The organism is Bacillus sp. FJAT-27231, from assembly GCF_001183975.1.
Taxonomy (GTDB): domain Bacteria; phylum Bacillota; class Bacilli; order Bacillales; family Domibacillaceae; genus Pseudobacillus; species Pseudobacillus wudalianchiensis.
In genome coordinates, this window is the sequence record NZ_LFZU01000001.1 from 2,640,784 (window position 1) to 2,653,669 (window position 12,886).

The 12,886-nt window shown below is 43.3% G+C and carries 17 protein-coding genes; 3 read left to right on the top strand and 14 right to left on the bottom strand.

Going from position 1 to position 12,886, the window contains the following annotated elements:
• Nucleotides 1–22: 22 nt before the first annotated feature.
• The 12 genes from sigF to AC623_RS12690 form a co-directional block, all read right to left on the bottom strand.
• A complete protein-coding gene (sigF, locus tag AC623_RS12635) occupies nucleotides 23–781 on the bottom strand; it encodes an RNA polymerase sporulation sigma factor SigF (protein WP_049662993.1) in 759 nt (252 codons plus the stop codon).
• Between the two features lie 11 nt (nucleotides 782–792).
• On the bottom strand, nucleotides 793–1,233 hold the full coding sequence (gene spoIIAB / locus AC623_RS12640; RefSeq protein WP_049662995.1) for an anti-sigma F factor: 441 nt from the start codon (nucleotides 1,231–1,233) through the stop codon (nucleotides 793–795).
• Entirely contained in the window at nucleotides 1,223–1,585 is a 363-nt protein-coding gene (gene spoIIAA, locus AC623_RS12645) for an anti-sigma F factor antagonist (RefSeq protein ID WP_049662998.1), read from the bottom strand. Before spoIIAA ends, spoIIAB begins: the two co-directional genes overlap by 11 nt.
• 109 nt (nucleotides 1,586–1,694) lie before the next feature.
• Nucleotides 1,695–2,873 (bottom strand): D-alanyl-D-alanine carboxypeptidase family protein, encoded by a 1,179-nt coding sequence (locus tag AC623_RS12650; protein ID WP_049663001.1) that lies wholly within the window; start codon nucleotides 2,871–2,873, stop codon nucleotides 1,695–1,697.
• 119 nt (nucleotides 2,874–2,992) lie between these two features.
• Complete coding sequence (locus tag AC623_RS12655; protein WP_049663003.1) at nucleotides 2,993–4,297, bottom strand: pyrimidine-nucleoside phosphorylase; 1,305 nt, start codon at nucleotides 4,295–4,297, stop codon at nucleotides 2,993–2,995.
• An 11-nt stretch (nucleotides 4,298–4,308) separates the two neighbouring features.
• Entirely contained in the window at nucleotides 4,309–5,124 is an 816-nt protein-coding gene (locus AC623_RS12660; RefSeq protein ID WP_049663004.1) for a purine-nucleoside phosphorylase, read from the bottom strand.
• Nucleotides 5,125–5,135: 11 nt separating this feature from the next.
• Entirely contained in the window at nucleotides 5,136–6,320 is a 1,185-nt protein-coding gene (gene deoB, locus AC623_RS12665) for a phosphopentomutase (RefSeq protein WP_442853536.1), read from the bottom strand.
• A 233-nt stretch (nucleotides 6,321–6,553) separates the two neighbouring features.
• The gene (gene xerD, locus AC623_RS12670; RefSeq protein ID WP_049663008.1) at nucleotides 6,554–7,450 is read right to left on the bottom strand and encodes a site-specific tyrosine recombinase XerD; all 897 of its coding nucleotides are present in this window, start codon (nucleotides 7,448–7,450) and stop codon (nucleotides 6,554–6,556) included.
• Nucleotides 7,451–7,455: 5 nt separating this feature from the next.
• On the bottom strand, nucleotides 7,456–7,686 hold the full coding sequence (locus tag AC623_RS12675; RefSeq protein WP_049663011.1) for a YqzK family protein: 231 nt from the start codon (nucleotides 7,684–7,686) through the stop codon (nucleotides 7,456–7,458).
• A 182-nt stretch (nucleotides 7,687–7,868) separates the two neighbouring features.
• Nucleotides 7,869–8,360 carry a ferric iron uptake transcriptional regulator gene (gene fur / locus AC623_RS12680; RefSeq protein WP_049663013.1) on the bottom strand — a complete coding sequence of 164 codons (492 nt, stop codon included), beginning with the start codon at nucleotides 8,358–8,360 and terminating at the stop codon, nucleotides 7,869–7,871.
• 108 nt (nucleotides 8,361–8,468) lie between these two features.
• The gene (spoIIM, locus tag AC623_RS12685; protein WP_049663015.1) at nucleotides 8,469–9,104 is read right to left on the bottom strand and encodes a stage II sporulation protein M; all 636 of its coding nucleotides are present in this window, start codon (nucleotides 9,102–9,104) and stop codon (nucleotides 8,469–8,471) included.
• 101 nt (nucleotides 9,105–9,205) lie between these two features.
• Complete coding sequence (locus AC623_RS12690) at nucleotides 9,206–9,757, bottom strand: NUDIX hydrolase (RefSeq protein ID WP_049663018.1); 552 nt, start codon at nucleotides 9,755–9,757, stop codon at nucleotides 9,206–9,208.
• Between the two features lie 110 nt (nucleotides 9,758–9,867).
• Here AC623_RS12690 and AC623_RS12695 point away from each other — a divergent pair, with 110 nt between their 5' ends.
• Nucleotides 9,868–10,788 carry an aldo/keto reductase gene (locus AC623_RS12695; protein WP_049663020.1) on the top strand — a complete coding sequence of 307 codons (921 nt, stop codon included), beginning with the start codon at nucleotides 9,868–9,870 and terminating at the stop codon, nucleotides 10,786–10,788.
• A gap of 93 nt (nucleotides 10,789–10,881) precedes the next feature.
• Here the strand turns inward: AC623_RS12695 and AC623_RS12700 are convergent, their stop codons facing one another.
• The gene (locus tag AC623_RS12700; RefSeq protein WP_049663023.1) at nucleotides 10,882–11,127 is read right to left on the bottom strand and encodes a YqkE family protein; all 246 of its coding nucleotides are present in this window, start codon (nucleotides 11,125–11,127) and stop codon (nucleotides 10,882–10,884) included.
• Nucleotides 11,128–11,250: 123 nt separating this feature from the next.
• Between AC623_RS12700 and AC623_RS12705 the strand changes: the two genes are divergently transcribed.
• A complete protein-coding gene (locus AC623_RS12705; protein WP_049663025.1) occupies nucleotides 11,251–12,162 on the top strand; it encodes an alpha/beta hydrolase in 912 nt (303 codons plus the stop codon).
• A 44-nt stretch (nucleotides 12,163–12,206) separates the two neighbouring features.
• Here AC623_RS12705 and AC623_RS12710 read toward each other — a convergent pair whose 3' ends face one another.
• A complete protein-coding gene (locus tag AC623_RS12710; RefSeq protein ID WP_049663027.1) occupies nucleotides 12,207–12,524 on the bottom strand; it encodes an iron-sulfur cluster biosynthesis family protein in 318 nt (105 codons plus the stop codon).
• 93 nt (nucleotides 12,525–12,617) lie between these two features.
• Here AC623_RS12710 and AC623_RS12715 point away from each other — a divergent pair, with 93 nt between their 5' ends.
• Nucleotides 12,618–12,839, top strand: a complete 222-nt coding sequence (locus AC623_RS12715) for a CDGSH iron-sulfur domain-containing protein (protein ID WP_049663028.1) — start codon at nucleotides 12,618–12,620, stop codon at nucleotides 12,837–12,839.
• The last annotated feature ends 47 nt before the right edge of the window (nucleotides 12,840–12,886 follow it).

Below are 12,886 nucleotides of genomic sequence, written 5' to 3' on the forward strand. Positions count from 1 at the left end.
ATGGCCCAACCGGCTTTTATTTCTATGTGGCGTTCATCCGTTCTTTCATTTGAGAGAGGATTTTCTTTTCAAGCCTAGATACTTGAACTTGTGATATTCCGAGCCTGACGGCTACTTCAGACTGCGTCTGATCCTTGTAATAACGCAGATACACAATCAGCCGTTCTCTTTCTTCCAACTCCCTGATAGCTTCTTTCAATATGACTTGATCAAAAGGATGCTCACTGCTCTTATCTGCCATCTGATCAAGCAGTGTGATCGGGTCACCATCATTTTCATAGACTGTTTCATGAATAGAAGATGGTGAACGGGCCGCTTCCTGTGCCATAATCGCTTCCTCAGGGGAGATATCAAGATAACTGGCTATTTCCTGAATAGTTGGTGTTCGGCTGTGCAGCTTTAGCAGCTCCTCGCGTGCTCGGCGTATTTTATTGCTCATTTCTTTTAAAGAGCGGCTCACTTTTACAGTGCCGTCATCGCGGATAAACCGCTGGATTTCACCAATAATCATCGGCACGGCATAGGTGGAGAATTTCACGTCATAACTTAGATTGAATTTGTCCACTGACTTTAGTAAACCAATGCAGCCAATTTGAAATAAGTCATCCGGGTCATACCCCCGGTTAATAAAGCGTTGAACAACAGACCAGACGAGCCTCATGTTGCGCTCGACAATCGTATCCCTTGCTTCCTGGTTGCCTTCTTGACTTTCTTTAATTAGCTGCTTTAGCTGAGCGTCTGATAAAATTTCCGACTTTTGTTTTTTTATTTCGACATCCATGACCGGACCCCTTAATTACACATAGCTTTTTTATTTGCAAGCTGCTTTTTCAATCGAATGATTGTACCTGTTCCTTTATGTGAAATCACTTCAATTTCGTCCATGAAGTTTTCCATAATAGTGAATCCCATACCCGACCGCTCAAGCTCAGGTTTCGTCGTAAACAAAGGCTCTCTTGCCGCTTCAATATCATCCATGCCAATCCCTTCATCGCGAATGATCAGGTCGACGATCCCATCCTCAAGAACAACGGAAATATAAACAGTTCCCGCTGGATTTCCTTCATATCCATGGATAATAGCATTCGTTACGGCCTCTGAAACGACTGTTTTAATTTCTGTCAATTCATCCATTGTTGGATCAAGCTGAGCCACAAAAGCAGCTACTGTTATCCTCGCAAATGACTCATTTTCGCTCAGAGCGCTAAATTGAACATTCATCTCATTTCTCATAGCAAGCAGCCCCCAATCGTTCCAGTGCTTCTTGTTCTGACGCCTCCATACGGACAATTTTGAAGAGACCTGACATCTCAAATAGCCTTCGGACGGCCGGAGAAATAGCACAGACGACCATCTCGCCATTTTTTTGCTTAATATGTTTATAGCGGCCTAAAATCACACCGAGGCCCGAGCTGTCCATAAACGTTAAATCACCCATGTTCAAGATGATGTGCCGCACACCTTCTCTTTCGATTGCATCACTCGCCTGCTCACGGAGCGATTCAGCCGTGTGATGGTCTAATTCGCCTGCAAGCCGCAGACATAGTACTTGATCGACTACTTCAAGCTCCACTGCTAAACTCATTGACAGTCCCCCTTTTACCTTGATAGAGAGCAATTCGACGGTTTCATCACGCAATCCTTCCCTGTGACAAAACTAGAATGAATTCGCTAAAAGAGCCGCTCTTTCGGCATTAAGCAGCATCCGTCTTAGAGAAATAATGGAATACTTTTTTATAGAACTGCCACCAGCTCGCTCTGTTAACATCTTCTTTCGCAAGAAGCGATGTCTTGGAAACGACTTTTCCATCTCGTTTGATCGTCAGTTCCCCGAGCCGTTCGCCTTTTTTGATAGGGGCTTGAATATCTTTCTTCACATGAATTTCCTTAGAGAATTTCCCCTTCTTCTCACCTTTTTTCATTAACACCGAGATCTTATCAGCTGTTTCCAAACGAACAACGGGTTTATCCCCTTTAGCTACTGGGATCGAACTCATTATTTTTCCTTTTCCGTATAAAGGAGTCACCTCATATTGATGAAAACCATAGTCAAGCATTTTAGTAATTTGTGCATTTCTATCCTTCGGAGTCGGTGCACCAAAGATGACTGCGATCACTCTCATATTTCCCTTTGAAGCGGTAGCAGTCAAACAGTATTTTGCTTCATTTGTAAAACCTGTTTTCAGCCCATCTACACCTGGATAAAATCGAATAAGCCGATTTGTATTAACAAGCCAGAACTTTTTATCACTGTTTTCACGTAAGTAGGCCTCATATGTACCTGTATATTTAGTAATTCCTTCATGTTTTAACAACTCTTTCGCCATCACTGCCATATCATAGGCCGAACTGTAGTGTCCCGGCTGCGGCAGACCTGTCGCATTTTTGAACTTTGTTTGCTTTAAACCAAGCTCTTTCGCTTTCTGATTCATTTTCTTGACGAACATTTCCTCGCTTCCCGCTATTCTTTCCGCCATAGCAACAGAAGCGTCATTAGCCGAGCCAATTGCTATACCTTGCAGCATCTCGCGTGTCGTCATTTCTTCACCGGGCTCTAAAAAAATTTGTGAGCCGCCCATGGAAGCTGCATATTCACTCGTACGGATTTTTTCATTCCATGTTAGTTTCTTTTCCTCAATCGCTTCCATAATGAGCAGCATCGTCATTATTTTGGTCATGGAAGCTGGCGGCAACGGTTTGTGGCTGTTTTTTTCAAACAAAATGGCTCCTGTGTCCCTCTCTAGCAAGACAGCAGATTTGGACTGCTCTGCCATTTTGATTTTCTCCTCTGCAGCATCAGCTATAGATGTCGGTAAAACAGCAGAGAAAACAAATAAAATGGCGATGAATAGTAGAAATATTCGCTTCGTCATGTCATGACCTCCAGTGTAGTGGTAAAATTCCCATTCTATCTACACCCATTTTTTCCATTTTCCCTATTTTTATACAAAAAAAAAGAAGCATCTCGTTAAAAGATGCTTCTTGCAAGTTCCTACTCTGTTATTTCCTCGTGAATCAGGATAGGAGGTGCTACTTGCTCTTGTGACAAGAGAATACTTCTATACAATTCCTCTTTTACTTGTTCAATTTCTTCCTGGTTGCTATAAATCGTAGCCAATGATTCTCCTGCTTTGACGCTCTCACCGATCTTTTTATTCAACATAATCCCTACAGCAAGATCAATCTGTGAATCTTTCGTTGCCCGGCCAGCTCCAAGCCACATAGCTGCTGTTCCAACATGATCCGCAATAATTTCGGCTACCCAGCCGTCCTCTTTCGCTGGCAATTCAATTTTGTATTTTGCCTGCGGCAGCCGTTCTGGCTGATCTACTACTGAGCTATCGCCGCCTTGTGCTTCGATGAAAAGCTTGAATTTATCCAACGCCTCTCCATTATTCATCAGCTTAATAAGGAGTTGACGGGCGTCCTCTAATGAGTCCGCTTTTCCAGAAGCGTAAACCATATGACTGCCAAGGACAAGGCAAAGTTCTGTCAAATCCTCTGGGCCTTCTCCTTTTAATGTATCAATTGCTTCTTTTACTTCAAGGGCATTACCGATAGCGAAGCCCAATGGCTGGCTCATGTCAGAAATAATTGCCATCGTTTTACGTCCGACATTGTTACCGATGTTAACCATGGCCTTCGCAAGCTCCCGAGAATCTTCTAATGTCTTCATAAAAGCGCCTGCGCCCGTTTTTACATCAAGCACAATCGCGTCCGCCCCTGCCGCAATCTTCTTACTCATAATCGAGCTTGCAATGAGTGGAATGCTATTGACTGTAGCGGTCACGTCTCTTAAAGCATAAAGTTTTTTATCAGCTGGCGTTAAATTACCGCTTTGTCCTATAACAGCGATTTTATTTTTATTAACGAGTTCAATAAACTGCTCATTTGAAATTTCTACGTGAAATCCAGCAATGGACTCCAGTTTATCAATCGTTCCGCCTGTATGGCCAAGTCCGCGGCCGCTCATCTTAGCGACTGGCACTCCTGCCGCAGCTACTAAAGGACCAAGAACCAAGGTTGTCGTATCGCCGACACCGCCTGTAGAGTGCTTGTCAACCTTAATGCCTTCAATCGCTCTAAGGTCAATTTGATCTCCTGAAGATACCATAGCCATGGTTAAATCGGCGCGTTCCTTTTCAGTCATGTCTTGAAAATAAACTGCCATTAGCCATGCGCTCACCTGGTAGTCGGGGATCGTGCCGTCTGTATAACTTTCCACAATAAAGTTGATCTCTTCAGTCGTCAACTGTTCTCCATCACGTTTCTTTTGAATAAGGTCAACCATTCTCATCCAATCACCTCTTATATTGATTTTACGATCTCTTTAATATAGCAAAGAAAATCGGCGCGAACTCTTTCCGTCGTTTCGATGACTTCATCGTGTGTAAGCGGCTGATCAAGAATCCCTGCAGCCATATTGGAAATACAGGAAATACCGAGTACCTGCATGCCGCTATGCCGGGCAACAATCACCTCTGGAACGGTTGACATACCGACAGCATCGCCGCCAAGGATCCGGGCCATTCGAACTTCTGCCGGTGTCTCATAAACAGGACCGGTATTGCCAACGTATACACCTTCTCGGATAGACAAATGAATACGCTCAGCTGTCTCTTTTGCGATCTTTTGCAGCTTTTTACTATAAGCTTCCGACATATCTGGGAAGCGGACACCAAGCTCGCTGTCATTGGGTCCAATCAACGGATTTCCTCCCATATTATTAATATGATCCGTGATGATCATCAAATCACCTGGCTGGAATGATTCATTGACGCCGCCTGCTGCGTTCGTTACGATAATCGTTTCTACGCCAAGTGCCTTCATAACCCGTACGGGAAACGTCACCTGCTCAAAAGAATACCCTTCGTAATAATGAAATCTTCCCTGCATCGCCACTACTTCTTTTCCGGAAAGTGTACCAAACACAAGCTGACCGGCATGTCCTTCTACTGTAGAAATAGGAAAATCGGGAATGCGGCTATACGCAATTTTTACTGGGCTTTCGATCTCATCAGCCAGCACACCGAGGCCAGATCCTAAGATCAAACCAATTTTTGGAGTTTTGTTGCTTTCTCTTTTTAAAAATTCAGCAGCCTTTTCTATTTTCTCTCTCATCATGTTTCTCTCCCTTATGATAGGTCTTGCAAAAAGCTTTCTCCGTGAGCCGGTTTTTTCACTTGGAAGTTATCTGCAACTGTCGCCCCAACGTCAGCAAACGTTTTTCGAACAGGTAATTCGTTTCCTTGAGCCATTCGTTTTGAATACACTAAAAGCGGCACATATTCTCTCGTATGGTCTGTTCCGTGGTGAACAGGATCATTGCCATGATCAGCAGTAATAATCAGCAAATCATCTTCTGTCATCTGCGCAAAGACTTCTGGAAGACGCGCGTCAAACTCTTCAAGAGCCCGCCCATATCCTTCTGGATCGCGGCGATGGCCGAATAGCGCATCAAAATCAACAAGGTTAACAAAGCTGAGGCCAGTGAAGTCTTTATCAAATACGCGGATAAATTGATCCATGCCGTCCATATTAGACTTCGTGCGTATCGATTCGGTCACTCCTTCTCCATCAAAAATATCAGAGATTTTCCCAATCGCGATTACATCATAGCCAGCGTCCTGCAGTTCATTCATTACTGTCCGATCAAAAGGCTTCAGTGCATAGTCATGGCGATTCGCTGTGCGGACGAAAGCACCAGGCTGGCCGACAAATGGCCGGGCAATAATACGGCCAACCATATATTTTTCATCAAGCGTCAACTCCCTGGCAATTTCACAAATTCGGTAAAGTTCTTCTAGCGAAACGATTTCTTCGTGTGCCGCTATTTGTAAAACAGAGTCAGCCGATGTATACACGATAATAGAACCGGTCTCCATATGCTCGGGACCAAGTTCGTCTAGTATAGCCGTTCCGCTCGCCGGCTTATTGCCGATCACTTTTCTTCCTGTCTTTTCTTCAATCTCATCGATTAGCTCTTTCGGAAACCCCTCCGGGAAAACTTGAAATGGCGTATCGATACGGAGGCCCATCATTTCCCAGTGACCTGTCATGGTGTCTTTTCCACTGGAGGCTTCTTGCATTTTTGTATAATAAGCAAGCGGTTTGTCCATCTTATCCAGCCCCTGAATGGCACGGATATTGGCAAGTCCCAGCTTTTCCATATGCGGAAGCTTTAAGCCATTCATTTTCTCTGCGATATGACCAATTGTATCCGCTCCCAAATCATTAAATTTTTCAGCATCAGGTGCTTCTCCAATCCCAACCGAGTCCATGACAATCAAATGAATACGCTTATATGTAGGTAATGTCACTGTGTTTCCTCCCTTTGTAAATTCTTTTACTGCCATGATACCCTATTCCGATTCAAATAATCCAATGGTTATCTGTCAGATGTCTGACAACTGGCCGCTTACTTTAGTTTATGAAATCATCCGTTTTTTTACAAGCAAAAAGAAACCGCTCTATATGAGGCGATTCCCTCCCTTGGTATATTTACTGTTGGAAAGAAACCGGCTGTTCATGGAACGGCTCCGATAAATAGTGATTATGCCCGCGGATGAAACTGCGTGTAAACGTCCTTCATCCGCGTTTTCGTGACATGGGTATAAATTTGCGTAGTAGAAATGTCGGCATGGCCGAGCATTTCTTGTACCGCTCGTAAATCCGCCCCATTTTCCAGTAAATGAGTCGCAAATGAATGCCTTAGCGTATGAGGCGTTAATTCTTTTTCAATATTTGCCTTTTTAGCGAGTGCTTTTAAAATCTTCCAAAATCCCTGTCTCGATAAACGTTTTCCATGATGATTTAAAAATAAAGCTTCCTCTGTTGCATGCTTTTTAGACTTTAACTTTGGACGGCCCGTCTGTAAGTATGTTTCTAAGACCCGTATCGCCGTTGTCCCGATTGGGATGATTCGTTCCTTATTTCCTTTTCCGGTACAGCGGACAAATCCCATAGTTAGATGGACAGCATCTAAGTTAAGAGAAGTCAATTCGCTCACCCGCATACCTGTCGCATATAAAAGCTCAAGCATAGCTTGATCACGCTGTCCAAAAGGAGTGGAAGTGTCAGGAGCTTCAAGAAGCGCTTCCACCTCCGTTAAATTAAGCACCTTTGGCAGTGTCTTCTCCATTTTAGGCGGCTCAATATGAACAGAAGGATCTTGTTCAACAGCTTTATCACGCAAGAGAAATTGATGAAAAGAACGGATAGAAGCGACGTGGCGAGCAATTGTTTTTGCTGATTTTCCCTCTGATTTTAAATGACCGAGAAACTGGACAATGTGAATGCGTGAAACCTCATTTAACGAAGAAAGCTGTTCAACCTTGTCCAAAAATAGCAAATAGTGCTTTAAGTCGCGTTCGTAAGCGGCAACAGTATTTTTTGCCAGTCCTTTTTCAACAATCATGTAATGAATAAAGTCTTGCAAATGTTCTTTCATCTTTATTACTCCCCATCTAAATAAAAAAGCAACAGTCTCTCTAGCCACTGATCGGCATTTTCCTCCAGGCGAAGACCTACTTTCATGGCTTCCCCTTGCGGCTCTTTGTAACGGTGCTTTTCTTCATATTCATGCTGAATCCACAGTATGGCACTATAAAATAATAGGGTACAGCTCGTAAATAAAATAAAGACTTTTCCTGTCCGCCACATAGCTTTGGCTAAATCCCGTTTCATTAATGGATCTCCCCCGCCATTTGCTTTTTATACACAAGCTTATGCGCGCGATTAGAAAGTAGAACAATAGGATTTTAATTAAAATAAAAAGCCTTCCGACAGGCGAAAGGCTTCAGGCTGCGAACAAACAGCAGAAGCAGCTGTTGTCTGCAAGCTTCAGCCTTTTAGCAAGCGAAAGGTTTTTATTCAACATGTTGTTTTTCAAGCGAGTCTTGTTTCGCGTCTTCTGTGTCGGTTTTGTCCTGACAGCGCCAGCAAATGCCGTGAAACGTTAATCGGTGATCTTTCACTTGAAACTTCCAATCTCTTTCAACAACCTTCTCTACGTCTTCAAGCAAGTCTTCCTGAATCTCATCTACTGCCCCACATTCGATACAGACAAGGTGATGATGGAAATGAGCCGCCCCTTCTTGACGTAAATCATAGCGGGATACCCCATCTCCGAAATTTATTTTATCAACAACTTTCAGTTCATTCAGCAATTCCAGCGTTCGATAGACAGTAGCCAACCCTATTTCAGGTGCTTTTTCTTTAACGAGGAGGTAGACATCTTCTGCGCTTAGATGATCTTCTTCATGTTCAAGCAGTACCCGAACAGTGGCTTCCCGCTGGGGTGTCAATTTGTAACTCGCAGAATGTAATTGTTTCTTAATGCGTTCGATCCGGCTTTCCATATTTAGCCCCTCCCTCGCCGATGTATTCTTATTATAACAAAATGGCAGGAAGTTGCAAAATAAAATCATTATCGTATATCTCTGATAGTAATTATTAGATAAGAACAACTATTTTATTACAAATTTCATGAAAGCAGGAGATATGTATGCTTCGATTCCTGCTGCGAGCGCCGCCATGCCAGCCGCAAGCAGCAAAAAAAGTACGTATCTTGAAAAAAGGGACGAAATATAGAAATGGCCTGCTTGTCTCATGAGAATCTTTTTGATCAGCTGCAGAGAAAAGGCAATCGAGATAGCCGCAACAAAAACAAAAGCGGGGATGATAATTAAGTTTTGCGGAAGGATCGTGGCAACCGCTAAAAAGAAGCCTTGCCAGTTCATTTGCTGTACGAGAAAGCCGACTGAAAAACCAATCACAATCCCTTTCATAAAGAGAAAAATAAAAATAAGCGGCAAGCCGATGATCGAGATGCCGAACAACCACATGCAGCCTAAATACTTTAAATTGTGCATAAAGCTTTGGCGGAATAAATCTTCGGAATCAGCCATTTGCCCAGTCGATACTTGTCCAAAAAATTGTTGCAAATAATACGCCAAATCCTCTTTTTGAGCGAGCGATAAACTATTTACCACAATCGCTCCAAAAATAACTCCCATAAAAAATAGCACACTCACAAATAAGTAAATAGAAGCATGTGCTTGGATATGGCGGCCAATCATAATCGACGATAATTTTTTCTGCATATAAGCTCCCCCTTTTGCGATTACTCCAATTTATGTGTGAAAGGGGGCTGTTATGCTTATATGCTAGACATTCATTTGGATAAATTTCAGCCGCTGAACGATTACTCTGTCAACGCCTTTTGGAGTTGAAGATATTGAATGGCGTAAGCTGTTTTAGCATCCCAAATCCGCTGTTCTTCCATTAATTTTTCTGCTTCTTCGAGTGTCACTTCCATCAATTCAACAAACTCATCTTCGTCCGGCTGCAGTCGTTCTTCTTTTGGAGTCAGCCCTTCTGCCAAATATAAATATACGATCTCATCTGCGAAGCCCGGAGACGTATAGAAAGACTGCAGCAGCTTCATGCTCTGGCAAACGTAACCCGTCTCTTCTTCTAGCTCACGGCGGGCAGTCACTTCCGGCCCTTCCCCCTTTTCCAATTTTCCAGCGGGAATTTCTACGATAGAACGCTCGAGGGCTTTACGGTATTGCTCCACAAGCACAATCTTTCCTTCATTCGTTAAAGCAAGCACTGCTACCGCACCAGGGTGTTTTATAATTTCCCTTTTCCCCCTTTTGCCATCAGGCAGCTCAACATCCTCCACTTGTAACCGGATCACTTTTCCTTCAAAAATAATTTCAGTATCAACCGTCTTTTCTTCAAATTTTTTCATTCTCTTCACTCCTTTTATCTCTCATTTAGTTTATCATACCTGCCCTGGACAGATCATTTGGCGAACGGTTCTTGTTTCGCTATGATAACAAAAGAAAGGGGTTGAACGAAATGAAAAAGAATGTGCTTGGTAAATCGGATCTGCGTGTAAGCGAACTGGCTCTAGGCTGCATGTCGCTTGGAAAAGAGGAAAAGGCGGCTCATGCTATTATGGAGACGGCTCTCGAGCAGGGAATCAATTACTTTGATACTGCGGACTTATATGATTTTGGTACCAATGAAAAAATCGTCGGCACTGCCTTAAAACCCGTGCGCGAAAACGTCATCATTGCCACAAAGGTTGGAAACCGTTGGGATGAGGGAAAAGAAGGCTGGACGTGGGATCCCACGAAAGCATACATAAAGGAAGCCGTAAAAAAGAGCCTCTCCCGTCTGCAAATGGATTATATTGATCTTTATCAACTGCACGGCGGAACAATAGAGGATCCAATAGAGGAAACGATAGAAGCCTTTGAGGACTTAAAAAAAGAAGGCTTGATTCGTGCATACGGAATTTCCTCCATCCGGCCAAATGTCATTCGCGAATTTGCTGTCCGCTCTTCTATCGATAGTGTTATGATGCAGTACAGCCCGCTTGATCGCCGTCCAGAAGAAGAGGCTCTGCCGCTGCTTCATGCGCACGGTATCAGTGTTGTAGCCCGGGGGCCGCTTGCTAAAGGCTTGCTCAGTACGAGCTGGCGGGAAAAACTTGGTGCCTTTCAGGAAAAAGGCTTTCTTGATTATTCTCCAGCTGAACTCGCTGAGTTACTGAACGAGCTTGAAGCGAAACTTGCCGATCACCGCACGTTAAATGCCCTTGCCCTGCGTTATACCCTTCAGCATGACGGAGTAGCGGCTGTTGTAACAGGAGCAAGTACTGTCGGCCAATTAAAAGAAAATGTCCGTGCCGTGAAAGAACCCCCGCTGTCAAAAGAGGAGCTGCAGCTTGTTGAGCAGCTAACAAAAGCAAACCGTTATGAACAACATCGTTAAATAAAAGAAGCGGCCATTAAATGGCCGCTTTCAAGCTGTTGACAAACGTTCGCTTTCAATCAGCCTAATGGTCTGTCTACATTGACAGATGATCTATTTGAACCTTTTCCAGTCCATATGGCTTTCATTTAACAATTCTTCAAAGCTTTTATTTTTTTCACGCTGGCGCCGTTCTTCTCTTTTCTGCTTTTCAGCGGCGGCTTTTTTCTCTTCTTCCTCCATCTTTAATTTCTTTTGTTTTTCTTTTAGCTGCTCGAGAATGCCGGCGTTTAGCGTGTCTTTTAATGTCAGCTGTTCTTGCGCTTTTTCATTTGAGCTCGCTTGCTTTTTCTTTTTCATTATATCTCTCTTCCCCCTCACCTTATTTTTCTTATTTTACATGGGAGCTGGCAAGGAGTTCAAATGATCTTTCTTTTCAGAAGTGGTACACTGAAAAATATTAACATTCCGAGGTGACCATGAATGAAGAAATGGGTAACAGCCCTTAGCTCTGCCGCTGCGCTAACGGCTGCAGCTGGCTTTTATTTATCAAGCCGTGTCCTAAATATGAGAAAGAAAAACGAGGACTTCATCTACCGGCGTGAGGTGGAAGCAAAACGGCTCGACGTTCAACAGTATGAACAGCTGCCGAAAGAAGAAGTATGGATTGACTCTCCTTTCGGCTATCGATTGCGGGCCGTATTTGTGACTCCTTATCCCGGCGGACCCTATATGATCTTTTGCCACGGTGTCACAGAAACGAAAATCAACTCTATTAAATATATGAATTTATTTTTAGAGCGCGGCTTTAACGGGGTGTTATATGATCACCGTCGTCACGGGGAATCAGGAGGGAAAACAACAAGTTACGGCTATTATGAAAAGGAAGATTTACAAGCAGTGGTGAATGAACTGCTCCGCCGTGAAGGCAACGATGTTTCTTTTGGCATCCATGGGGAATCCATGGGAGCGGCCACTACCCTTTTGTATGCTGGCCTCGTCGAAGACCGAGCTGACTTTTATATTGCAGATTGCCCTTTCTCTGATTTCCGCACTCAATTAATTCATCAAATGAAGCGTGAAATTAAAGCCGCACCGCGCCTGCTCGTTCACCTTGCTGACTGGGCTGTTTTACTGCGCGGCCGCTTTCGCCTTGCGGATGTCTCACCGCTCAAGGCTGTAAAAAACATCGAAAAACCAGTTCTCTTTATTCATAGTGAAGAAGATACTTATATCCTTCCTGATATGTCAAGAGAGCTGTACAGACAAAAGAAAGGGCCAAAAGCTATTTATCTCGCTCCAAAAGGTGCCCATGCCCAATCTTATAATGAGGATCCTGACGCCTACGGAAAGGCCATTGATCGCTTTCTTGATCAATATTATAAACACAGCTAATGACAATCCCCCGCTTTCATCGTGGCGAAAGCGGAGGATTTATATTACGAATGATTAATGATGTTCATACGCCCGTTTAAAATTTCTCCTGGACTGCTCAAACGATAATAATTAGAACCGGATGCATCAATCGTTAACTGGTCTGCATAGAACACCATCTGCGACTTTTCTACAACCACAGGCATAGCATTTGTCTGTATTTCGATATCATCTGGAGACATCTGATCGGTAATCCATAATACCGGGATCCCATTCACCCCACAGCCACAGCCTTCTGTATCATAATAAAGTTTTAAATGCTTTCCCTCCTCTAGCCTGTCTGCCAATTTACTTGCTGCTTGTTCTGTAATATGAATATTCATCTTTATCGCTCCTTTCAATAGCGATGATTGCTTTTTATCCTTTTTCTTTATACTATCAAACTGAGTCAACAAATAAGAGAGGGGACAAAAAAGATGTCAAAAGCACAAATTAAAGTAATGGATAATGGTTCATTTAAAGTATCAGGGGATGTAGAACTCATCGATATGGATGGAAATGTATTTGAAACAAAACCGGTATTCTCACTTTGCCGCTGTGGCCGATCACAAAAAATGCCGTTCTGCGATGCTTCCCATAAAGGACAATTCGCTTCTTGCGTCCGTGCAGAAAAGGTGTTAGACGAAGAAGAAAAATAAAGCTTGTTCAAGTTTTGCTGCAGGCTAAATAAAAGCGCTTGTCTTTC